Below are 23,703 nucleotides of genomic sequence, written 5' to 3' on the forward strand. Positions count from 1 at the left end.
TTGACCCCAAGTATGTCACTTCAACAGACCTGGAATTTGGATTCGGTATTCCCTGGAGGCGCGGACTCGGCTGAGCTGTCCTCTTTTCTGGAGGCTCTTCAGCAGGATATTCAGCAGCTTGATCAAGAGGTTAAGGGGGCGAAGGTTCCTGCAAGCCTGGACGAAGTATCCGCCACTCAGAACATAATTGAGCTGTACGGCAGCTGTTTTGCACGTATCCGTGAGGCGTCTGCGTTTGTAAGCTGTTTGACGGCCCAAAACGTAAATGATAAAAAAGCTTCGCAAATTTCAGGACGCGTGATGTCACTGTCTGCCGTCCTGCAGAGCGTAAAGACACAGTTCGACAATCTGCTTCGCGGCATGAATGATGAGCTGTGGGCAGACTGGATCAAGAGCGAGAAGGTTGCGGAGTATAATTTCGTTCTGAATGAAAGCCGCGATCAGGCGAAGGAGAAAATGAGCCCCGAGCTGGAGAGTCTTGCCCTGGCACTGGGGGTTGATGGCTATCATGGATGGTCCGACATGTACGATACGATCGTCAGCAAAATCAAAATTCCTTATGAGGAAAATGGAAAGACCGAGATGCTGTCGGCCGGACAAGCGTTCAACAAGCTGCATGATCCTCGGCGTGAGGTTCGTCAGGAACTGTTTGAGAAGTGGGAGAATGCATGGTCCGCTTCCGCTGATTACTGTGCCGATACGCTGAATCATCTGTCGGGCTTCCGCCTCAAGCTGTATGAGAAGCGCGGCTGGGACGATGTGCTGAAGGAGCCGCTCGCTATCGGAAGAATGACCAAGGAAACGCTGGATACGATGTGGGGGGTTATTCAGGATACGAAGCCGGTGCTGGTTGAGTATTTGAACCGCAAAGCCAAACTGCTGGGTCTGGAAGCGCTGGACTGGACGGATGTAGACGCTCCGATCCGGACATCGGCAGCCAAAATTCCGTATGAAGAAGCGGCAGCAAGCGTGGTTGAGCAGTTCGGAAAATTCAATCCGAAGATGGCCGAGTTCGCCCAGATGGCATTTGATAAAGGCTGGGTGGAGGCTGAAGATCGTTCTGGCAAACGTCCGGGCGCCTTCTGTACTTCCTTCCCGAACAGCAAACAGACTCGCGTGTTCATGACCTTTGGCGGAACGGCTTCAAACGTGTCGACACTCGCCCATGAGCTCGGGCATGCATATCATCAGCATGTGATGGACGGCGTGCCGGTATTAAATCAACGGTATGCGATGAACGTTGCCGAGACGGCCTCGACCTTCGCGGAGATGATTGTGTTTGATGCGCTCGTGAAGGGGGCTGCCGATGAGCAGGAGAAGCTGGCGCTGCTGGAGGAGAAAGTGCAGAGAAACGTTGCTTTCTTCATGAACATTCATGCACGGTTCCTGTTTGAAACCCGGTTCTATGAACAGCGGAAAACAAGTCTGCTCAGCGCGTCGGAAATTTCTGACTTGATGGTAGAGGCACAGAAAGAAGCTTATCTCGGAGCGCTTTCTTCCTATCATCCGCATTTCTGGGCTTCCAAGCTGCATTTCTACATCACCCGGGTTCCGTTCTACAACTTCCCTTATACGTTCGGATATATGTTCAGCACGGGACTGTATGTACGCGCCATGGAGGAAGGCAGCTCGTTTGCGGACAAGTACGATGCGCTGCTGCGCGATACAGGTGTGATGACGGTCGAGAACCTGGCCAAGAAGCATCTGGATGTCGATTTGACCCAGCGCGATTTCTGGCAAAGTGCGGCTGATCTGTGCATCTCGGATGTGAAGCAATTTTTGAAAATGACGGATCATCTGGTTTAATCCCTTGCTTCGGGATGCCTGTATCTTCGTTTATTGAGCCATGAGGCGGGCTGTTCTCTATAGGTTTATACCTTGGGGAACAGCCCTATTTGTGTGTCAGGAAACCGTAATAACGGCGGGATTTTAGCAAACGGCTAATATTACCAATACTACACTTTCGATTGCGCGAATGAGAAAGGCTTCTTTCAACCATAATAACCTCATACAACATCAAAGGAGGTGACATACATGGGATTCGCAGGTCAAGGTCAAGGACGCAACCGTTCTAACAATCTTGTCGTTCCTCAAGCTAGCGCAGCTCTTCAACAACTGAAAGCTGAAGCAGCTCAAGAACTGGGTGTGACTCTTCCTCAAGATGGTTACATGGGGAACTACACTTCCCGTGAAACCGGTTCTTTGGGTGGTTACATTACGAAACGTCTGGTTCAATTGGCTGAGCAGCAATTATCGGGTCGTTCGAACCTGTAATCGCATCTCTTCCCTCCAGCCGGAATAGAAAGAGGCGATCTTCTCCCCAAAGATCGCCTCTTTCACTATGTTATAAATAAGGTATACATAATAAGTTCGTGGAATATTAGGATTCTGACACCGTCTCGGCATATGTATGTCGGGGATAACGTATCATTAGATTCGCCATATTATAGTTGGATTCAAGTATAGCATCAACGACAATCGTGCCTTGTCTTACCATAAATTCGTAACTGATTTCACCGTGTGTCCAGCGTCGCTTGTGCTTGAGACTTTCCAGTGCCATGGCTCGAAATGATAATTGCTGAGCTTCATTAAGTCCCGGCTCCTGAGAATCAAGGAAACCGTTGCGCCCTTGTACCGGATTATGTCGAATTCCGAATTTGCCAATGACATTATTTCGTATTTGAACAAATACCGTGCCGGAGTTAAGTCCTGCCAACTCCTCCTCTAATTCTTTAAAGACAATGTCCAATTGTCGGGCTAGCGAAAGCTGGTCCAATTGAATCATTCCAAACACCTCCTCAACAATACTTATTCCCTATATTTACTAGGGCTTGTGACTCATTATATGACAAACATATTGTCTGATCAACAATATTCAACACAATTGGGTAATAATCCCTAATATTGCATGAATGATTAGTTCATGCAAGTTTTTATATGTCATCTTTCGGGTTTTTACGACAAGCTATTCCGTGGTTTATCCATATGAAAAAGCGCGAGTACAGACGGAAATACATCCGTTTACTCGCGCTTTCGTATAGTCCCGCCAGTCGGGGGAAATGACTGTAAGGAGGAGCAGCTGACAGTGTCGATTGCGACCTTCTGGCAGGAGCCTTGCAGCTCAGGCCTCTGATTCAGGGCTCGAGATGGTCAGCTTGGTCCGCAGCTCCACCATGCTTTCAGGTTCAAGCCGGATCAAACCGGTTTCGGAATCTGGCAAATCCAGATTCGGAGCATTCGGAAGCCATGTATATGGCTCTATGCACAGGAACTGATCCGCGATGCCCTTGGTATACAGTACCCAGTGCTTGAAATAGGCACGGTCGGCAGAATAACGGATTTGATAACCGTCATTCCGGGTGAGCACCGCTTCGGCAGGCTGTCCTTCCGGAATTTTCAGAATCGTATCCAGATCGGCCTCCTTCAGATTCATGCCGCTGTTCAGCGGCTGGAGATGCCCCAGGGAAGCGGTGTCGCCTGTAGGAAGCAGCTCGCTGTTCAGCGTGTAGATCGCCTCGACCGGCAGCTGAAGCGTCCAGTTCTGCGGCTGTCCGTCCAGCAAAAACCACGTATGGTACCCAAGGCCGAACGGGATCGGCTGCTTTCCCATATGATGCACACGAAGGGTCTGGATGAACTGGTTGTTCTGGAGTCGAAAATTCATTTCAAGCTTCAAAGGTTCTGGAAACTGCGCGATCCATTTCGGATCGTCCGAGGTGACAAATTCCGTAGTGACGGCACATCCTTCATCGTCTTCTTCAATATCGCTGACGCACCACGCTTGGGTGCGATGCAAACCGTGAATATGATTATCATTGGCAGTGTTCTGTTCGAATTGGTATTCAACACCGCCGTATTCAAACCGTCCTTTATCAATCCGGCCGGGCGGAATGAGCATCGGAATCCCGAAATGATACGGCTTCTGCAAATAGAAGGCCAGCTCGGTTTCATCCGGCTTCCGAAGAACTTGGCGATGGTTGTCTTTGTCCTTGATTTCAATAACATTGTTGCCTAAACGGGGAAGGAGTGTCACTTCAAGACGGCCGCTGTTAAGAGTATAAGTGTCGTAACCATTCCATTGACCTTTGGTCACTTGATTCATATCGATGCTCCTTTACTAACAGAAATCAATGTCTTGACGATTAACCACATCATAACAGATTTTTGCAGTGTACGTAAAAGAAAAGCTTCGAAACATAAGGACAAGTTCGGTCAAAATGGAATTGACAAGGGAAGTTCGGGGATTTATCATTTGCTTGTAACAAGTTCTCAATGACTTTAAACACGATGACAAGGACAAGTAGGCAGGCGCGGTCATTCTTCAGAAAGCCGATGGGTGATGCGAATCGGTGAAGCCGCTTTGCTGAATGGACCTTGGAGTGCCTTGGGCAGAACAGGAAGAAGCCTCATGCTCCCTCCTTACTATGCGGGCCGGTTATTCTCCGTTATAAGAATCCAAGGCTGCGGCAATGATGTGCGACATCATGGTCCTGTTGCAGCGAATTAGGGTGGCACCACGGTCTCTCGTCCCTTTAGCGGATGAGGGCCTTTTTGTATTTCATGGATATTCAATAGGGAGGTTAAACGATATGAAAAAGGTACTTTCCGGCATTCAACCAAGCGGAAGCCTGACACTCGGCAACTATATCGGCGCGATGAAAAATTTCGTCAAGCTGCAGCATGAATCACAGTGCTATTTCATGGTGGTGGACCTGCATGCGATCACGGTTCCTCAGGAGCCGGCCGCGCTCAGGGAGCAATCGGAGGCGGTCGCTTCCCTGTTCGTGGCGGCGGGCATCGACCCGTCCAGCTCCAATGTCTTCCTTCAGTCCCATGTACCGGAGCATGCGGAGCTAGGATGGCTCATGACCACGCTTGTTCACATGGGAGAGCTGGAGCGGATGACGCAGTTCAAGGACAAGTCGGCGGGCAAAGAGTCCGTGGGTGCCGGCCTGTTTACTTATCCGGCGCTGATGGCGGCAGATATTCTGCTGTACAACGCCGATCTTGTGCCGGTAGGCGATGATCAGAAGCAGCATCTGGAGCTGACCCGCGACCTGGCGGCGCGCTTTAATCACCGCTTCGGTGAATATTTCACCATCCCGGAGCCATACATTCCGGAAGTGGGCGCACGAATCATGTCGCTGGACGATGCATCGAAAAAAATGAGCAAAAGCAGTCCGGTTGAAGGCAGTTATATTAAGCTGCTCGACTCTCCCGATCAGATTCGCAAAAAAATAAGCCGGGCGACAACGGATTCCGGCACAGAAGTGGTTTATGATCCGAAAGCGAAGCCTGAGATCAGCAATCTGATGAGCATCTATTCCGAATGCGCGGGAGTCTCGCTCCGAGAGGTTCAGGATCGTTTCGAAGGAAAGATGTACGGAGCTTTCAAAAAGGAGCTTGGCGAAGTCGTTGTGGCTGCGCTGGAGCCGCTCCAAACTAGATATTTCGAAATCCGCCAAACCGGGGAAATTCATGATATTCTGGCCCGGGGCCGAGAGCAGGCTCGTCAAACCGCCGCTGCAACGCTTCGCGATGTGAAGGAGAAGATGGGATTTCTGGCTCCGAAATAAATCCGCTTGCGGCCTGTTGCTGGGTCAGGAGCGCCTGCGTTTGGATTTAATGACGAATCCCCAGCCGATGTTCAGAATGGACAGCACGCCAAGCATGGCAGCAAGCCATCCGTTATAACTGATCGTCATGGCTGAAGCGCTAAGCAGGGCAATGGACGAGATTGCAAACCATAAGGATAAGCCTTTGCTCATATCAAGATTACCTCCCGGGAAGTGTAAACTAAAAAAATACGAATAACGTTGCGATAAAGAGCCATAATAAGTTTGCAAGCTTGCACTGGAACATCAGACATTCAGTGAAGGGAGACAATAATATGGCAAGAGGACGTTCTAGCAACAATCTGGTAGTGCCGCAAGCAACAGCCGCTCTTCAGCAACTGAAAATGGAGGCTGCCCGTGAGCTTGGAGTGACGATTCCGCAGGATGGTTACTACGGTAACTATACTTCTCGGGAAACCGGCTCCCTGGGTGGATATATTACTAAACGTCTGGTTCAACTGGCCGAGCAGTCCCTCTCCGGGTCTGGCCGTACACTGTAAATTTGTTTCTTAACCAATAAGCGATCACTGGCCTGGTGCTTCTATGCACCGGGCTTTTTATGCTGTGGATCGAGGTCAGAACGTCTAACTGAAATTGTGCCTTAAAGAAAGGTCTGGCGTCAAGATTGAGGCCTGGCAAAATTCACCGAATTGTCATACAGATCCGAACAATTGCGCGGGATTGCTCAACACTTTTTTGGAATGATATGATAAACTTTATAGCGGAGGCGGCACTTCCTCCATCAACGAAAGAACAAGGAGGAATATTGTACACGTGGACAATCGCTTGAGATACCAGTCTCCTTCAGAATCGGCGGCCCTCGCGTCCGCTGCACCCGCAGATCAGCCAGCGGGAACATGGAAAGATTTTATCACTGTGACGAAACCCGGAATTCTCCGGTCTAATTTAATAGCAGCTTTTGCCGGATTTTGGCTTGCTTCCAAGTGGGACATCCAGTTCGGACTGTTGGTCTCCACACTGCTGGGAACCGTACTTGTCATGGCATCCTCCTGCGTGTTCAATAACTACTTCGACCGGGAGCTTGACATGAAGATGGAGCGGACCCGGGATCGCTCGCTGCCAACGGGACGTTTGAGCCCGAAGGTCGTGCTGTGGTATGCGATCATACTGGGCATCGCCGGCCTCTCGATATTGTTCCTGTTCTCAGGGCTGCTCGCAGGCATCTTCGGCGTTGTCGGGATGTTTGTGTACGTGGTCATTTACACGTTGTGGCTTAAGCGCTCATCGACCTGGAGCACGTCGGTCGGGGCGATCTCGGGAGCGATGCCGCCCGTCATCGGTTATGTAGCTGTTACCCATCGCGTCGATATGGGGGCTATTCTGCTGTTTGCGATGCTGTTTCTGTGGCAGCCGCCGCATTTCTGGGCGCTTGGCATCCGGCGTGTGGAAGAATATCGGGCGGCCGGTTTTCCGTTGCTGCCGGTAGTGAAGGGCATTCGGCGCACGAAGTTTCAAATGATTCCGTATCTGGTGTTGTTGGTACCGCTGCCAATATTGATGTACACCTACGGATATGCAGGCGTGTTTTTCCTGGTCATCGGCCTTCTGCTGGCGATCGGATGGCTCTATACGGCGCTGCAAGGCTTTCGAGCCAAGGATGACGAAGCTTGGTCCAAAAAAGTGTTCCTATTCTCGATCAACTATTTGACCTTGAGCCTGATCGTTCTCATCCTGAACACGTCTTTCTAAGACGGTGCTCGAAGCTGGCTAGCGGCGAGTCATGCAAGGCTGATGAGATGAAGGGAGACTTATAAGATGAACGGATTGAAACAACATAAATGGAGCTGGCTGCTGCTGGTTGTCTGTATGATCGCGGCAGTCTATCTGGTATATAATGCGCTTGATTTCGGCAAGGAGAAGCTGCCGGTCATTCGCGAAGTCGGGGACTTCACCATGGAGAATGTAGACGGTGCTACGGTCTCGCGGGATGATACGGCCGGTCAAGTCCGGCTGATGTATTTCTACTTTACGAGCTGCCCGGATGTGTGTCCGGTGACGACCTTCCTGCTGTCCCAAATTCAGGACGAGCTGAAGAAGGAGGAAGGTGTTTTCGGCGAGAAGGTATCCTTCGTATCCATCTCGTTTGATCCGGAAACGGATACCCGGGAGAAGATCAAGGAGTTTGGCGACCGGTTCTATGCGGATTACGACGGCTGGTACTTCCTTCGGGGGGATCAAGAGGAGACGCGGACACTGATGCGGGATTCGTTCAAAATCCCTCTGCTCGGAAACGATGCCACCAACTATACCCACGGCAATTACATCGCGCTCGTGGACAGGGACAACAACATCCGCAAGATGTATAATGCGGCTATTCCGCAGGATGTGGAGATCGATGAAGTGGTGAAAGATATATACAACTTGATCAACGAATAGATGCGCATGACAGCAAAGCGCCTGTCCACTTGTGTGGCGGGCGCTTTGTTGTGTCTATTGGCGGAGGCGTGGCGGAGAATGCGCAGCTGGTGGTTGGTGGTTGCTGGATGGGGCAGCCTATCGGTCAGGGCCTTCTTGGAAGGCGGTGCTCAATTGTACCGCTGTAACCGGAAAGGCCCGGTTCGTGCTCCGGGGGAGGATATATAATGAACTCTTCAAGTCCGGCTTTTTCCAGTTGAGCGATCAAATATTCATCGGGCGTTCCTTCAACGCCCGCATAGCCGCGCCGGGTGTACAATTGAACAGCGTCTGGAAACGCATCGCGCAGAATGGCCCGGATTTTCTTGCCGGAGCTGTCGTTGTCCATAAACAGGTAGACTTCATGATCCCTGACCTGTTTGCGAAGCGATTCCAGCTTGGCGGTGTTCAGGGTGCCGAACGTACATAGAATGGTAATGTCGGACGTTAGCAGCCTGCGAAGGCGGCTGCGGTCATTTTTTCCTTCCACGATCATATAAATCGACATCAACTCACCTCGGTCAGGTTACAGACGTTTTGGGTATGTCACTAGTGTAACTTGGATTCCCTGATTCATGCAAAAAACCGAAGCGATAGTACAAGAGGGACAGCCGAGCTGCTACACAGGCTTGAGCATGTGAAAAAGCCCCCATCGGTCTATAGGACCTGCGGGAGCCATGAGGGAAGGATACGAACTGGGGATTAATAATAGTAGCCGCTAAGAATGATAACGAGCAATATATACAGCACCAGAATCGCGCCTACAGAATATCCTCCGCCTACCGGAGATTTATGGTGATGATGCTTATGCACATGACTCATCCATGTTCACCCCTTAGGTCTGATGTCCGTGGTCATTTGCCACACTGTATCTTATGTCAAATGTCCCGCAACGATTGTGCATCGGCCCAAATCAGGCGTTTTGGGCACATGTTCAGGATGCTGCGCTTGAAGTTATGGTCTGTCTGCGGGCGAAGCTCCGAAATATGGTCCGCTGCCTAGGTCGAAATCGGCTGATCAGCCGGGCGAATGCGCTCTACCGGGCGCCGCTGGTTCGGCAGCAGCATCAGCACAACCATAAGCAGGACGAAGGCGATGAAATAAGGAGAGATGAATGCGCGCAGCTGACCGGCTGCAATCGGACCGGCAAACGATCCAAGTGACATCGCAATCGATTGATACGAGAAGACACGGCCGAGCCTCGTCCCGCCGCTAAGCTCAATAAAGAGTGAGGATAGTGCCGGAAACAAGATGCCTTTGCAAAGGCCGAGAATGAACAGGATAGCTGTAAGCGGGATCTGCCCGATACCGGCCAAGGCATAGAAGCACAGCGCGAACCCAAGCATGCCGAAAGCGACACGGGGATAAGGCTCATACCGGTTCAGAAACAGCATGCACAGCGTGATCAGCGCTCCGAGGCTGACAACCGAGAACAGAAGGCCGGTGGACAGAATGCTCGCTTTCCCGCTCTCTCGCAGCGGAATTTCAAAAAAGAGGATGCCCTGAGAGCAAGCGATGGCAAAAGGGAGCAAATATAGACGAAGACTGAAGGGAAGACGCGCATCAGTCTCCTTCTTGTCCCCGGTTTCGGGGCTGGCCGAGTTGGCTGGAACGGGGGCTCTCTTCGGCAGGCTTAGATAAGCCATAAGTCCGGTGAGGATCAGCAGCCAGCCGAGGCTTTGAAAGGTGCCGGAGAAGCCGGTGTTGGCTACGATAAAGGCGCCTGCAGCAGGGGAGAGCACAGAGGCCAGCGTATGGATGACGCCGTGGCCGGACATGTACTTGCCCTGCGTTACCGGATCCCGGGACAGGGAGGCCAGGAGCGCAAGACAGGCCGGCGACAGGAAGGCGAGCACAAAGCCGCTGATGGAACGCAGGACGAGGAGCTGCCAGGGCCACTGGACATGTGCCTGCAGCAGAAGCACAATGCCGGCCGCTGTCAGGCTGAAGATGATGTAGCGTCTGCTGCCATGGCGGTCAATGAGGCCGCCGGCAATCAGATTGCCCGGCAGATGGGTGAGTGCATAGATGCCCATCATCCATCCGATAAAGGCCGGCGCTGCGCCAAGGGATATGGCGAACGGCGTCAATACGGGATACTGTGCGTGAAGATCAAAAAAGGCCAGGAACAAAAACATATAGAGCCATAATGCAGTTTTCAAGACGGCACCTCCAACCCGGCAAAAGATGTTATGTTACTACTTGTACGTTGGAATGGGCAAGCTTATACCTTTTCAATGTCCGGGAGGGTTGGCTGACAGAGCAACTGGGAATCATGTATAATTAACAAGGGCGGCCCGTGTGAGCTGTCTGAAGAGTCTACGGGAGTGAAGGATTATGAATACGGAAGTGTGGATAGAGTTTCTGAAGCAAAACTGGCTCGTCATTGTCATCGCCCTGATCGTATTGTTTGTTGTTCTCAATGTGGTGAGGACGGTTGTCAAATGGGCCCTCGCTGTGCTGATCATTGCAGGTTTGCTGATTTACAGCGGCATTTCGCTTGATCAGATCAAGGATGTCGTGTCTACGGTGACCGATGAGACCATCGACACCGTGAAGACGGAGGCACTGAATATGATGATGAAAGAAGCGCAAGAAGCTACGTATGTTAGCAACGGCGACGGCAGCTTCTCCATTACGGCCCCGAATTTGCAGCTTAAGGGGGAGTCCGGCTCCAATGAAGTTGAAGTGACTTTCAGAGGGGTTCCTGTGGGCAAATGGGAAATGAATGACACCATTCGCAGCTATATTGACAGCGCCAGAAATAACACCGGGTCCAATCAAGGCTGACAGAAATACGGAAGATGGTTCGTCTCGGCTTGAATGGCAACGATCGACTAGGTGCAGAACTCTTCCTCGTATACCAACAATGACATCATCCGGGAGGGGAGGATTATGCCCATGATGACAGAATGGTTGAATAGTTTGAAAGAGGGCAACGGGATTACGGTTCTGTTGCTCCTGGTTATATTGTTCTCGATATTTCAGGGCTGGAATCGCGGCGCTTCGCGATCAGCCGGAAAGCTCGTTCATTTTGTGGGGGATGCGCTTCTTCGTTTGATTGCGCTCGCTATCTCTGTGCCGTTTACGTTGTGGCTGTCCCCGAAAGCCGGGGACTGGCTTACGAAGCTTGGCAGCTCGCTACCAGACCGGGAGTTGAAGCTGTGGGAGCAGATGTACTATACGGCAGTAAGATCGATCGCGGACTTCCCGCTGCTTCGGTTTGCACTGCTGTTCATCATCGGTTACGGGCTGGTCGGCTTCATGCTCCGTCTGCTGGCTGCGATGACGCTTGGCAGCCGGATCAGCTTGTTCGGCCCGGGACGGGATTCTTCCGCATCGCTGCTCAGCCGATTGGCCGGAGCGGGCATCGGGGGCGTCATCGGAGCCGCTCGCAGCATCATCCTGATTGCGATTTTGTTCATTTGGGTCAGCTTGAATCCCGACAACGGCTTCAGCCGTTATGTCGAGGCCTCCCCGGTCTACAAGCAGGGAGCGCAAGCGGTGATTGAGCCTCTGTCAGGGACGATCGTCCGCGAGAGATTGCCGGTCTTCACGCAATCGGTTCAGGAAGAGCTGAACGGAATCATTCAGCGGAAGTATGAGGTCATCGATCACCAGATACCGGAGGGCATTGAGCAAACGGCTTCCCATATCGTGGAGGGAGCTGAGACCGATGAGGAGAAAGCGCGCAGGCTGTATGACTGGGTCGGCACCCGCATCGCTTATGATCATGAGAAGGTGCGCTTGTACGAAGAGCATCGCATCTGGAAGGAACAGACACCGGAGGATACCTACAATACCCGGCTTGGTGTCTGCATCGATTATGCCCGCCTGTACGCCATGATGGCCCGCTCGCAGGATTTGGATGTGCGAGTTGTGACCGGGCGGGGGTATAATGGTCAGGGCGGCTATGGCCCGCACGCCTGGAATGAAGTATACCTCAGCGAGGAAGGACGATGGGTTCCGCTTGATCCTACCTGGGCACAGAGCGGTGACTGGTTCAACCCGCCGCGCTTCAACGAAACGCATATCAAGGAGCAGGTCTTCTAGAGGGCCGAGGCTTCGTTAATCATTAAGCTTTAGAGGCGGGCTTTCGGGTGAAAGTCCGCCTTTCCTAGGTTCTCCGGATGAAGCGGCTTATCATTTTGTGTTAATATGAATTTATGTGATTGGGATAAAGGGGAGAAGCTTAAAGTGAAAGGGTTTAAGCCGGACAACAAACAGAACGAAGGGGAATCCAGCAATCAGTTTAATTTGCGGATCAATGTGTTTTTCTTCAGTACATTCATTCTATTTTGTATCATTATCGTTCGATTGGCGATTCTCCAATTTGTAGAGGGGCCTCAGCTTCAGGGACAGGAAACCGGCGGCCAGTCAAGAAGCTTCCCGCTTCAGCCGATCCGGGGAAGCATCGTGGATGCCTCCGGTACGCCGCTTGCTTATTCGACAGCTTCTCAATCGCTGTATATTACGCTGCTGAAGGATTACAGTTCTTCGGAGAGAGGGCAGCAGAATCGGCCTGAGATCGAAGAAGTGGCCGAGCAAATGGTCAAGGTATTTGATGAGTACGGGGACCCGGATGGGGAGCAGATGACCGTTGATGATGTCATCAAAGCGATGGACCTGGAGTTTAACAAGCAGCCCGGGTATGAGCCGCGACGGATCAAGAGCAATCTGACGCCTGAGGAAGTGGCGTATTTTCTGGAGCACAAAAATATATTTGCTGGCGTAGAGGTAGTGGAAGAAAGCTCGCGCCATTACAATACGGACCGCATTGCGGTACAGACCATCGGTTATTTACGGGAGTTTAAAGGGACTAAGGATCTGAACAAATATAAGGAGATCGATGAGCAGAACCGAACCCAGGAGGATCCGGGGCTGATCTATACCGAGCAGGAGAAGGTCGGTGTAGATGGACTCGAAATGATGTTCCAGGAGGAGCTTCGCGGTAAGAATGGCTACATCAGCATTCCGATCAATCCGCAAAATATGGCGGAAGGCGTGCCAACGATGGTGCCGCCGGAGAAAGGCTACAATGTCCACTCTACGATCCACAAGGATATTCAGCTGGCAGCACAGGAGGCGATCCTGGAGCAGCTGCAATGGCTGCACACCAATCCGGTCTCCGGCAAGCTTCACAGGGATGCGCTGACCGGTTACGCAGTCGCTATGGAGGTCGATACCGGAAACATCGTGGCGATGGCAAGCATGCCGGACTATGATCCGAACGTGTGGGAGAACGGATCGGACGATTGGGAGTCGGTCATGAAGTATTACCGCAACGGTACGATTTCGCCATACAGCTCCGGCAGATCAGGCAATAATCTGGAATCTGTGCTGCTGCTCGGTTCCACCGTCAAGCCGCTCAGCGTGCTGATTGGATTGAACGAGAATCTGTTTGGCGTGAATGAATACTATCCGGACATCGGATATGCCCAGATCGGGAAAGACCCGCGTCAAATCCGAAACTCGGGAAGCCGGGCGTTCGGTTCGCTGAATGCAATAACCGCCATTCAGAACTCCTCTAATGCCTATATGATCGATATGGTGGCAGAACGGCTGTTTGGCAAATACGGTTCCAAAGGTCTTGATGTATGGAATGACTATATGGAAGCCTTTGGCCTTGGCGTCTCGACAGGCTCTGGTCTTCCGAATGAGTTCCTGGGCCGGAAGGAATACAACAATGTAGAGCAGATGGGTAGCTCGCTGGCGTCGCTGGCCTTCTCATCCTTCGGTCAAGGGGGCAAGTATACCACGCTGCAGCTGGCTCAATACGCCGCAACTCTGGCAAACCGAGGCGAGCGGATCAAGCCGCAGCTGGCGACGGAGATTGTTGACCATAACGGCAATGTCGTGAAGAAGTTCGAACGGGAAGTTCTGAACAAGATGGAATTTTCGAAGGAACACTGGGATGCGGTCATTAAAGGCATGAACACGCAGGGTCTGCGGGCATTTGATGATTTCAGGTACGATTTTGCCAGAAAAACCGGTACGTCCGAGCAGGATATTTACATTAATGGAACGCGCAAACGGGTGGATAACGGTGTGTTTATCGCTTTTGCACCGCGTGAGAATCCGAAGCTGGCGGTAGCTGTAGTTATACCGGAGGGCGGATTCGGCTCCCAGAGCGCTGCGCCGATCGCGCGCAAAATATTCGACGCCTATGATGAAATCTACGGGCTCGACGGAACACCGCATCCGAAGCAAGACCTAGAAACGGAGCAGGAGGATGGAGAGCAGGGTGAGGGCGGGGAGAACCAGTAAGCCATAATCGGGGGAGCTCCCGCCGCCTCTGTGCTGAATAGACAGGCCGTGGGGAGCCTATCCCTGTGGCCTGTCTTTTGTTATGGTGAAACGAAATACACCTCCGGAACGTATATGCACAAGGTATGACTGAGACTGCCTGCTGGGGATGTCTGCCGATCTTTTTTGCTTCCTATTTATTTGTGGTAAAATGTCGTTATGTTTATGCGTGAGCTATAAAAGGTGTGGGATCGAACGCACCAGATCATGTTTGGAGAAACCAAGGGGGATGAACCATGGATTATAAATACCGGCTGCTGGCCTTGGACATGGATGGAACACTGCTTCAGGACAATCATGAAATCTCTGACGAGACGGTGAAATGGATCAAGGAGGCGGTCCGCCGCGGCATCTATGTATGCCTGTCCACCGGCCGGCCGTTCAAGGATGCATATCCTTACGCGAAACAGCTGGAGCTGATGACGCCGATGGTGACGGTGAACGGGAGCGAAGTATGGCGGGCGCCGTATGAGCTTCACCGCCGTGCGCTGCTCGACAGCAAGCTGGTGAAGCAGATGCATGAGCTGGCAGTGGAGACGGGCGCATGGTTCTGGGCCTACACCGTTGACCGGCTTTACAATGACACTCACTGGATTGATGATGTGGAGGGCCAGGAATGGCTGAAGTTTGGGTATACGACCGAGGATGATGAGGTCCGGCATCGGATTCTGATGTCCTTGCAGGATATGGGCGGACTGGAAATCACCAATTCCTCGCCGTATAACCTGGAGATTAACCCGATGGGCGTCAACAAAGCGACGGGCATCAGGCAGGTGTGCGAGCTGCTGGGCATTGAGATGTCCCAGGTCGTTGCCGTTGGCGACAGCTTGAACGATCTGGCGGTGATACAGCAGGCCGGACTCGGTGTGGCGATGGGCAATGCCCAACAGACCGTGAAGGATGAGGCGGATCTGGTCGTGTCCAGCAACAACGAGGACGGCATTGTCGAGGTGATCCGGGATCATATTTTGATCGAAGGGTGAGGTTATGGACATATTAGGCTGGTTTATCGTGATCGCTCTGTTTGTCATCGGTATGGCCGGAGCGATCTATCCAATATTGCCCGGGGTGCTCGCCATCTATTTTGCACTGTTTGTGTACGGGTGGTTCTTCTCGTTTGCAGATTACACGTTATGGTTCTGGATCATCCAGACCTTGATTCTGGTCGTGCTGTTTATCGCTGATTATGCGGTGAATGCCTGGGGTGTCAAGAAGCTTGGCGGCTCGAAGGCCTCCATATGGGGCAGTACGATCGGACTCATTATCGGGCCGTTTGTCATTCCGGCGTTCGGTCTGATCATCGGCCCGTTTCTGGGGGCGCTGATCGGGGAGATGCTGACCGGTTCCTCGCCGGGCAAGTCGCTCAAGGTTGGAATGGGCTCTGTACTGGGACTGTTCAGCAGCGTGCTGGTGAAGGTGATCTTGCAGCTGGCGATGATTATTATTTTCTTTATCTGGGTTTTCTAAATAACAGTCCCTTAGGGCCGGCAATTGATTGAAGAACGGCATGGTCACACTTTGCTTTAGAACGGGTGGCAGATGATCGGCGCATGGTTGCTGAGCTGACGGGATGCTTTTTTGGGGAAAGAAGGGTAGACACTTGTCGAAGAAGGAAACGTTTATTAAAGGAACCATCATTCTGGCCGTGGCTGCTCTGGTGGCGCGCGTGCTGGGCATCGCGCAGCGCGTGCCGCTTGAGCACATGCTGAACGATGTGGGACAGGCCTCATTCAATTTTGCCAATACGTTATATTTGATGCTGTTAACTGTAGCTACAGCGGGCATACCGAGCACGCTCAGCAAAATGATTTCCGAGCGCCACGCCTTGAACAAGCCTGCCGAGGCCCGGCGGGTATATCAGGCTGCGCTTTTGTTCGCAGCCGCAGCAGGCGTGATCATCACGGTGCTGCTCTATTTCGCAGCGCCGTATTACGCCACTTATGTGGCCGAGCTTCCGGAAGCGGCCCCGGCGATTCAGGCGCTGGCGCCGGCGCTGCTGCTGTTCCCGGCGATCGCGATGATGCGCGGCTACTTCCAGGGCCGCAACAATATGACGGCCGGCGGGCTGTCGCAGATCGTGGAGCAGATTGCGCGGGTCGTTACCGCTATCGGTCTGGCTTACATTTTGCTTCGCATGGGGTATGATGACAAGTGGGTTGCGGCTGGGGCATCCTTCGGGGGCGTGCTGGGCAGCATCGGGGCGTTTGCGGTCATGTTGTATTTTGCAGCCAAGCTCCGCCGCACGGACCGGGAGGCCCATATGCCGCCGGCTGACCGCTCGATCCCGCTGAGGGGAATCTACAAGGCGATATTCACCTTGTCCATTCCGATTGTGCTGTCATCGATGGCGGTGCCAGCGGTCAATTTCATCGACAATTCCATCGTCAAGCCGCTGCTTACCGGGCCGATTGGTGCGGAAGCGGCAACGGCAGCGCTGGCGGTGCTCGGCACGCGGGCACAGAGCGTGGCCGGCATTCCGCCGATTCTGGCCATCGCCCTAAGCACCTCGCTCATTCCGATCATCTCCGCAGCGTATGCGCGAAAGGATCAGGAGCATCTGGAGCAGCAGGTGACGATGGCGATGCGGGTCGCGATCATGACCGGCATGCCGGTTGTGATTGCGCTGTGTACGGCAGCATACTCCATTAACGGTCTTCTGTTCAGTAATCTGGAGGGAACCGGTATCATTGCGTTTCTGACATTTGGCACCATCCTTCAGATCACGATGATGACCACGAACTCGATTCTGCTTGGCATCGGCAAAGCGAAGCTATCCATGGTCCATGTCATGATTGGAGTGGTGGTCAAGCTGGCCGCAAGCTTCCTGCTGGCCCCGCTGTTTGGCATTTACGGCATTATCGGCGGCACCGCGATATGCTTCCTCGTGATCACAGCACTTAATCTTCGCTCGATCAAAGCGATTGTTGCGTTCTCCATGCTCGGAAAACGCTGGGTCGGCTTCGCGCTGACGGTGCTGGCCTCCGGGCTGGTCGGCTACGGCCTCAACCAGGCGGGCATTCAGCTGGTGCATGTGATGCCGAGCCGCTTGGCATTCCTGATAACCTGCCTCATCGTCGGCGTAGCCGTGGTGGTGGTGTATTTGGTGCTCATGGTGATGTTTGGCGTGCTGCGTCAATCCGAGCTTGCCAGCTATCCGCGTCCGTTGCAGAAGCTGTTCCGTCCGCTGATGAGACTGCAGCCTGCACGTCTTCGCGAGCGGGGATAACAGGCTGTCCACATCGTTTGATGTGAGGGGTGAAGACAAGCCCCGTGTGTTATGTGTCCAGGCATGTCCGATCTTATTCGATCGGAGTCGCTTGCCGAAAGCTTCATGCAGGTCGGATGGCGTACCAGGAAAGTGCGCTGCGAGTATCTCCGGCTGCAGGAAGTGTGTATGAAGCGCCAGGCTCGTCTCCCTTGGTATGGGAGGCGGCCTGGCTTTTTTTTATGATTCTAGGTGACTAGAACTGTTCTTCGGCATCGTGAGCGAAGGCAATTCGCTCCAGTGCAAACCGGTGAGCATGGGTCATGTCGATCAGGAGCGGGCGGGAAGGCCGCTTCAGGTGGCTAAGCCGCTCTGTGGACTGAAACCAGTCGTACCTCGGAATCGGCTCGTACTCGTTATCGTACCAAACATCTTCGAGCCGTGGGCTGTATAGCCGATCACCGTAAGTTCTCCATTCGGATTCGAGCAGCTCCAGGCTGGCATCCTCACCCGCCATGGCCGCCTGCTTCCGGGATGTAAACAGCGCTGGCCAATATTCGGAGCGCGAGCCGTGATGATCCGTGCAGCGGGCAAAATGCATCACACCCTCGTAAATATCCTTATAGCCGAACAGCATGGCGTATAACGCCTTCCCTGTCCTGATCCGTGCAGCAACGTCCTTGAACTGCCGCATGGTCAATCCGGCCAGCGGACGCAGAGGCAGGATGGATTCACGGAACAGATCGTGGCGGCAGTTCGGGCTCCCGAGCGGAAACAGAATCTGGTTCAGCCTGGCGATGTCAAATAATTTCATCGAGGGATGATCCAGTACATTTTGGCGAAACATCGGGTTCTGGACGACCCGCCCTTCAATATAGTTCTGCTCATTGATAATGAGTGCAACCGTTAATACCGGGCTGCTGCTCCGGTCCAGCCAGAATCGTTCCCAGAACGGAGTCATGAACGATGAGATATGAAAGTGGGGAAGCAAATGAAAGCAGCTTCTCCCCTGTTCGCGGCTGTATTGATACAGCAGCAGCTGCGGATAAGCGTCCTGAAAAATAAGCGCATTGCAGCGTTCCAGAAAGCGATACAGCCGGTCCTTAAACGGATCCTTTACAAGATCGGACATAAGCCCGCTCTTCAGATCGGTCATATTCCAGCCGGCATTGCGCGATACCATATGGGCGAGCAGCGCCCAGTGCACCTCGGGGAACGCCTCATAAAATTGTAAGTAAGCCCGGGTCCGGGTAATGTTGCTTTTGTTGGCATCCTGAACATTTTCACGGATGCGCTGCAGCAGCAGGTGGTCCCGGCTGGAAAGCTCCGACGGTGCCGGAGCATAGCCCTGGATGGGGGGAATATGGGAGGCGCCTGTCGGCCCCGGATGGCCCCCGGTGTGCTCCATGCGTCGAATCGCGGCGGTTTTGTTTAATATTTCTAAAATGCTCTGGACTGCACTCTCGTTCCAATGGAGATCTTGCGGGGAGCGTCTGAGCTCGCTGGAATCCAGCCAGGCTGCTGTATAACCGCTCAAGGCTGCCCCCGCCGCTCTCGGCAACGAGGCCAGCCTGGACCACAGATGCCGGGTGCCGGCCTTGAAGCCGTGAGAATCGCCCATGTGATGAACACCTTCCTTATCCTTGACTGTCGGACGTTCACATCGTTTATTGTCAGTATGGCTCGAAAATTTGACTTCCACTCTTCAATTTGATTCACTAAGGGTGACAGATTCGTCAGAAAGGGGAGATACCCACATGCAAAAGATTACATCTGAAGCGGAATTCCAGGTTGCGATCCAGTCGCCACGACTGACGGTCGCTGTTTTTAAAGCGGACTGGTGCGGAGATTGCAAGTTCATCGATCCGTTCATGCCGGAAGTGGAGACCAAGTTCTCCAATCAGCTCACTCTGGTTGAAGTGGATGTGGACGCAGTCGGGGATGTCAGCCAGCAGCAGAACATTTTGGGCATTCCGAGCTTTGTGGCCTATTCAGATGGGCGCGAGCTCGTTCGCTTCGTGAATAAATATCGCAAATCGCGCGAGGAGATTGAAGATTTCCTGCAGCGTGCCGTGGACGTATACGAGACGATCCACAAGTAAGGCTGATGTTCGGAAAGGTGAACAGCGACCGAAGAGCAACAGGCAGTGCAGATGCCGCCGAATTGGGAAGCGCCGATTCGGCGGTATTTTTTGTAGCGAATGCTCGGTCGTGCTACTATTGAACGCGTTTTCATCTATTTTGTCACAAACGCTTCATGACCTTGACAGCGGAATCAGGTATAATGGAATGTGGATTGTACATAGAAGGTAATGTTCGGCTTGTGGGATAGATCATTACGGGGCAGCAGGTGAGATTAGTGAATGATAAACAATTGAAATGGCTTAGCTACGCAACATGTGTGATCATGTTCTGCGCAACCTTCGGCGGCATGGTCGTGACCAAGACAGGGTCAGGACTTGGGTGCGGGGAAGAGTGGCCGCTGTGTAACGGCAGATTTGTTCCCGCTTACACCGTGGCGTCGATGATTGAATACTCGCATCGGGCGGTGAGCGGACTTGCAGGTCTAGCTGCGCTCGCATCCTTGATCGCCTTCTGGAAATATAAGCGGGATCGCCGGGACTTGATGGCGTATGTCATCATGACTTCCATCTTTGTCATCGTACAAGCCATTATGGGAGCTTTTGCGGTGGTGAACCGGCAGTCGGCAGCTGTCATGGCCCTGCATTTCGGCTTTTCGCTTATTGCGTTTGCCAGCTCGGCCATGCTTGCGCTGGGCATGCGAAGGGTGGAGAAGTCGGGGGGCATGGCCAACGACAAGCCCCAGCCCCGGGTTACGCCAGCGTTTCGTTGGCTCGTCTGGGCGACGGCTATTTATACCTATATCGTCGTTTACATCGGGGCGTTTGTCAGTCATACCGATTCCAGGGAAGGCTGTTCAGGCTGGCCGCTGTGTAACGGCGAGGTGATTCCGGAGCTGAGCGGAGGCGTAGGCATCGCCTTTATGCACAGGGTGGCGGCGCTGCTGCTACTGGTACTGGTGGCCGTTATGGGACATTTTGCATACTGGCGCAACCGGAACAACCGGGAGATTCAGATGCTGGGCGTTGCTGCAACGATTCTGTGCGTGCTGCAGGTGATCAGCGGCGGGATTATTATGGCAACGATCCACAACGAGGAAGTCTATGTGTTCTCGGCATTGGGACATACCTTGCTGATCTCCATATTGTTCGGCGTCCTTAGTTATATGAGTGTCAGAGTGTGGCAGCTGAGCAGACCAGCCTCGCTGCAGCAGACATCCGACCAGGCCCGGGATCAGAAACATATCGTTTAGAGGCAGCCGTCAGGCTGTGGAAGTCCAACGATGAGCATCATATGGAAACGCAGGCATAGTCCCCGGACAATTGTACGAGGACTATGCTGCTATTGAAGGAGTGGGCTCGTTGATCTATCAAAACTTACGCCAATGGCTGGAAACGCTTCGCAAGGAAAATGATCTGACCGTCATCGAAGCACCGGTGGATCCGTACCTGGAGCTTGCTGAAATTCATCGCCGTGTCATTGAGGAGGGAGGGCCTGCGCTGCTCTTTACGAATGTAAAGGGCACGCCGTTCCCGGTAGCAACGAATCTGTTCGGCACGCCGCGGCGGGTGGATATGGCTTTTGGTCCTCGGCCTGAGCAGCTGATGAAGTCGCTGGTTGAAGCGACGGGAACGCTGATTCCGCCGACATTGCCGGCCATTTGGAACGAGCGCGGACTGATCAAGGATATGCTCAAGGTTGGCATGAAGCGTGTCGTCCCGCAGGAAGCCCCGATCATGGGCGTAAAGGTGACGGAGGAGCCGCTGAAACATTTGCCAAGACTGACAAGCTGGCAGGAGGACGGAGGTCCGTTCATTACGCTTCCGCTCGTCTACACAGAGAGCCCTTCCAGGTCAAAGCACCACAATTTGGGTATGTATCGCATCCAGATCTACGACAATAACACGACCGGGATTCACTGGCAGATTCATAAGGGCGGCGGGTTCCATTACTTTGAAGCGGAGCAGCAGAACCAGCCGCTGCCGGTGTCGATCTTTATCGGCGGCCCTCCGGCGCTGATCGCTGCAGCGATCGCTCCCGTTCCGGAGCATCTGCCTGAGCTGCTTCTGGCCTCGCTGATCATGGGCGGGCGTCTGCCGATGACGGACAACCCGCTGGGCGGACATCGCATTCCGGCGGAGGCCGAATTTGCGATCAGCGGTTATGTGCCGCCGCATGAGCGCCGTCTTGAAGGGCCGTTTGGCGATCATTACGGCTATTATTCTCTGGCGCACGAGTATCCGGTGCTGCATGTGAACCATATGTGGCATCGCAAGGATGCCATCTATCCGGCTACAATTGTAGGCAAACCGAGACAGGAGGATTATTATCTGGGCGATTTCCTGCAGCGCCTGCTGTCGCCGGCGTTTCCGATGGTAATGCCATCGGTCCGCTCGCTCTGGACTTATGCTGAGACCGGATTCCATGCACTGACGGCCGCGGTGGTTCGGGAAAGCTATTCGCGTGAAGCGCTCGTATCGGCCTTCCGCATCTTGGGAGAAGGGCAGCTGTCGCTGACGAAGTTTCTGATGCTGACAAGCCGCCCGGTGGATCTGACCGATTTCAACGAGACGCTGGAGGCGGTGCTTGAGCGCTTCGACCCGTCCACAGACCTGTATATTTTCAACAAAACATCCCAGGATACGCTCGATTATACAGGTGAAAAACTGAATCATGGCAGCAAGGCTGTGCTCATCGGCGTTGGCCATCCAATTCGCGAGCTTCCGCGCAGCTATGAGGAAGGCGACATCCCGGGCATTGACAACGTTGTTGCGTATTGCGGCGGTTGTCTTGTCGTTTCCGGGGCATCCTATGACAAAGATTCCGATCTCGCCCTGCGCGTGATGGAGCATCTGAAATCGCGGGACACGTCGTGGCCGCTCGTTATCGTTGTGGATAATGCACAGCAGGCGGCAGCGACCCAAACCTCCTTCCTGTGGACGGTATTTACCCGCTTCAATCCAGCGACCGACCTGTTCGCTGCGGCGAATGTTCAGCATCATCACCTGTCGTACCGGCTGCCGATTGTTATAGACGCGCGCATGAAGCCGGATTATCCTGCTGAGCTGTTCCCGCGTGAGGATATCGTCAACATGGTGGATGAGCGCTGGAATGAGTATTTTGCCAAGTAATCGGGACATTCGCGTTAGCTGTATTTGGTTGCTCTGGAGATGTTGAAGTAGAAGTATGCGGGAAACTATGGCGGCGAATGGTGAACAACTTGTGAACAGGGAGGGATGGCATGCTTCGGACCTTGTTAGGGGAGCAGCCCCGACATAATGATGGATATCTTAAAGCTGCGGTGGAATCGATGACGAAGACCGTACAGCTGCTGCGGGAGGAGATCAAGAAACATCCGGATCCGACCCATGACCACCGCAAGCTGGAAATCTGGATACGCGGGCTGATTGTATCGCTGGATGAACTGGAGCAGAGCTGGTATGCAGCCTGCCATTTTCGCAAATCGGTGACGTCCGGCTTCATTGATGATATGTCGCTTCAGGAGAAGGAAGAGTACGCCAGGTATGTGTATTTTTATAAGAATGGATTCATCCGTGTGTTTGCCATTCTGGATAAGCTGGGCACTGTGCTTGATGAGCTGTTCAATTTGCACACATCCAAGGTAAAAGTGCATTTTTCCTATTTTACCGTACTGCGGCAGTTTAAATTTCTGAAAATTCATGATTCGCTGTCCGAGGAGCTTGAAGGGATCAAAGCCAAGTACAAGGTGCCGATGGGGACGCTGCGCAAACGGCGTAATGCCGAGATTCATTACATGAACGCTGAAATGCAGGATGATCTGTGGCAGAGGATGCAGGGGCATGATACGAAGCTTGAGCTGGAGGATCTGGATGCGCATCTGGATGATCTGAAGCAAGGACTGGATATGGTATGCCAGACGCTCGCAGCGTCGTTCCGGTATACGAATCAGATCTGGACGACCCAAGGAATTCAGCTTGAAAACTGACCTGATGGGGAAGCTACTATGAAATTCCTTTTGACAAAAAGCTGAAAAAAAACTATACTAACAATTGCATTCGATGAAATTCCTCATGAAAACGATAATTTCATAACACATTT

General features: G+C 52.9%; 22 protein-coding genes and 1 other annotated feature. Of the genes, 16 read left to right on the forward strand and 6 right to left on the reverse strand.

Annotation, left to right across the window (positions count from 1 at the left end):
• The first annotated feature begins 12 nt into the window (after positions 1-12).
• Entirely contained in the window at positions 13-1,806 is a 1,794-nt protein-coding gene (locus tag CHH67_RS07985) for a M3 family oligoendopeptidase (RefSeq protein WP_095264637.1), read from the forward strand.
• A gap of 228 nt (positions 1,807-2,034) precedes the next feature.
• The gene (locus CHH67_RS07990; protein ID WP_095264638.1) at positions 2,035-2,274 is read left to right on the forward strand and encodes an alpha/beta-type small acid-soluble spore protein; all 240 of its coding nucleotides are present in this window, start codon (positions 2,035-2,037) and stop codon (positions 2,272-2,274) included.
• A 106-nt stretch (positions 2,275-2,380) separates the two neighbouring features.
• Here CHH67_RS07990 and CHH67_RS07995 read toward each other — a convergent pair whose 3' ends face one another.
• Positions 2,381-2,785, reverse strand: coding sequence for an O-methyltransferase (locus tag CHH67_RS07995; protein WP_095264639.1), 405 nt, complete (start codon positions 2,783-2,785; stop codon positions 2,381-2,383).
• A 336-nt stretch (positions 2,786-3,121) separates the two neighbouring features.
• Complete coding sequence (locus CHH67_RS08000) at positions 3,122-4,102, reverse strand: aldose 1-epimerase (protein ID WP_095264640.1); 981 nt, start codon at positions 4,100-4,102, stop codon at positions 3,122-3,124.
• Positions 4,103-4,278: 176 nt separating this feature from the next.
• Positions 4,279-4,535 (forward strand) — a binding site (T-box leader).
• Positions 4,536-4,589: 54 nt separating this feature from the next.
• Here CHH67_RS08000 and trpS point away from each other — a divergent pair.
• A complete protein-coding gene (trpS, locus tag CHH67_RS08005) occupies positions 4,590-5,576 on the forward strand; it encodes a tryptophan--tRNA ligase (protein ID WP_095264641.1) in 987 nt (328 codons plus the stop codon).
• A gap of 24 nt (positions 5,577-5,600) precedes the next feature.
• Here the strand turns inward: trpS and CHH67_RS26160 are convergent, their stop codons facing one another.
• Positions 5,601-5,768 (reverse strand): hypothetical protein, encoded by a 168-nt coding sequence (locus tag CHH67_RS26160; protein ID WP_176475528.1) that lies wholly within the window; start codon positions 5,766-5,768, stop codon positions 5,601-5,603.
• A gap of 122 nt (positions 5,769-5,890) precedes the next feature.
• Here CHH67_RS26160 and CHH67_RS08010 point away from each other — a divergent pair, with 122 nt between their 5' ends.
• From CHH67_RS08010 to CHH67_RS08020, 3 genes are all read left to right on the forward strand, one after another.
• Positions 5,891-6,115, forward strand: coding sequence for an alpha/beta-type small acid-soluble spore protein (locus tag CHH67_RS08010; protein WP_095264642.1), 225 nt, complete (start codon positions 5,891-5,893; stop codon positions 6,113-6,115).
• 274 nt (positions 6,116-6,389) lie between these two features.
• On the forward strand, positions 6,390-7,325 hold the full coding sequence (gene cyoE / locus CHH67_RS08015; protein ID WP_095264643.1) for a heme o synthase: 936 nt from the start codon (positions 6,390-6,392) through the stop codon (positions 7,323-7,325).
• Between the two features lie 66 nt (positions 7,326-7,391).
• The gene (locus tag CHH67_RS08020) at positions 7,392-8,012 is read left to right on the forward strand and encodes an SCO family protein (RefSeq protein WP_095264644.1); all 621 of its coding nucleotides are present in this window, start codon (positions 7,392-7,394) and stop codon (positions 8,010-8,012) included.
• A gap of 124 nt (positions 8,013-8,136) precedes the next feature.
• Here CHH67_RS08020 and CHH67_RS08025 read toward each other — a convergent pair whose 3' ends face one another.
• Positions 8,137-8,538, reverse strand: a complete 402-nt coding sequence (locus CHH67_RS08025) for a toprim domain-containing protein (RefSeq protein WP_230875688.1) — start codon at positions 8,536-8,538, stop codon at positions 8,137-8,139.
• A 490-nt stretch (positions 8,539-9,028) separates the two neighbouring features.
• Positions 9,029-10,192 (reverse strand): MFS transporter, encoded by a 1,164-nt coding sequence (locus CHH67_RS08030; RefSeq protein ID WP_095264645.1) that lies wholly within the window; start codon positions 10,190-10,192, stop codon positions 9,029-9,031.
• Between the two features lie 175 nt (positions 10,193-10,367).
• Here CHH67_RS08030 and CHH67_RS08035 point away from each other — a divergent pair, with 175 nt between their 5' ends.
• From CHH67_RS08035 to CHH67_RS08060, 6 genes are all read left to right on the forward strand, one after another.
• Positions 10,368-10,820: a hypothetical protein gene (locus tag CHH67_RS08035; RefSeq protein ID WP_095264646.1), complete on the forward strand. Its 453-nt coding sequence runs from the start codon at positions 10,368-10,370 to the stop codon at positions 10,818-10,820.
• A 111-nt stretch (positions 10,821-10,931) separates the two neighbouring features.
• Entirely contained in the window at positions 10,932-12,083 is a 1,152-nt protein-coding gene (locus CHH67_RS08040; RefSeq protein WP_095264647.1) for a transglutaminase domain-containing protein, read from the forward strand.
• 144 nt (positions 12,084-12,227) lie between these two features.
• Complete coding sequence (locus CHH67_RS08045) at positions 12,228-14,297, forward strand: peptidoglycan D,D-transpeptidase FtsI family protein (RefSeq protein WP_095264648.1); 2,070 nt, start codon at positions 12,228-12,230, stop codon at positions 14,295-14,297.
• Between the two features lie 275 nt (positions 14,298-14,572).
• Positions 14,573-15,319: a Cof-type HAD-IIB family hydrolase gene (locus tag CHH67_RS08050; RefSeq protein ID WP_095264649.1), complete on the forward strand. Its 747-nt coding sequence runs from the start codon at positions 14,573-14,575 to the stop codon at positions 15,317-15,319.
• 4 nt (positions 15,320-15,323) lie between these two features.
• A complete protein-coding gene (locus CHH67_RS08055) occupies positions 15,324-15,803 on the forward strand; it encodes a DUF456 domain-containing protein (RefSeq protein WP_095264650.1) in 480 nt (159 codons plus the stop codon).
• A 133-nt stretch (positions 15,804-15,936) separates the two neighbouring features.
• Positions 15,937-17,562: a putative polysaccharide biosynthesis protein gene (locus tag CHH67_RS08060; protein ID WP_095264651.1), complete on the forward strand. Its 1,626-nt coding sequence runs from the start codon at positions 15,937-15,939 to the stop codon at positions 17,560-17,562.
• Between the two features lie 235 nt (positions 17,563-17,797).
• On the opposite strand, the gene CHH67_RS08065 is transcribed toward CHH67_RS08060, so the two are convergent.
• Positions 17,798-19,162 (reverse strand): DUF2515 family protein, encoded by a 1,365-nt coding sequence (locus tag CHH67_RS08065; RefSeq protein WP_095264652.1) that lies wholly within the window; start codon positions 19,160-19,162, stop codon positions 17,798-17,800.
• A gap of 136 nt (positions 19,163-19,298) precedes the next feature.
• On the opposite strand from CHH67_RS08065, the gene CHH67_RS08070 reads away from it, so the two are divergent.
• The 4 genes from CHH67_RS08070 (at position 19,299) to CHH67_RS08085 (ending at position 23,590) form a co-directional block, all read left to right on the forward strand.
• Positions 19,299-19,643, forward strand: a complete 345-nt coding sequence (locus tag CHH67_RS08070; RefSeq protein WP_095264653.1) for a thioredoxin family protein — start codon at positions 19,299-19,301, stop codon at positions 19,641-19,643.
• Positions 19,644-19,900: 257 nt separating this feature from the next.
• Positions 19,901-20,875, forward strand: coding sequence for a COX15/CtaA family protein (locus tag CHH67_RS08075; RefSeq protein ID WP_095264654.1), 975 nt, complete (start codon positions 19,901-19,903; stop codon positions 20,873-20,875).
• A 109-nt stretch (positions 20,876-20,984) separates the two neighbouring features.
• The gene (locus CHH67_RS08080; RefSeq protein WP_095264655.1) at positions 20,985-22,754 is read left to right on the forward strand and encodes a UbiD family decarboxylase; all 1,770 of its coding nucleotides are present in this window, start codon (positions 20,985-20,987) and stop codon (positions 22,752-22,754) included.
• Positions 22,755-22,864: 110 nt separating this feature from the next.
• Entirely contained in the window at positions 22,865-23,590 is a 726-nt protein-coding gene (locus CHH67_RS08085) for a Cthe_2314 family HEPN domain-containing protein (RefSeq protein WP_095264656.1), read from the forward strand.
• Positions 23,591-23,703 lie beyond the last annotated feature (113 nt).

This window comes from Paenibacillus campinasensis, assembly GCF_002272015.1.
In the GTDB taxonomy this organism is placed as follows: Bacteria; Bacillota; Bacilli; order Paenibacillales; family Paenibacillaceae; genus Paenibacillus_AQ; species Paenibacillus_AQ campinasensis.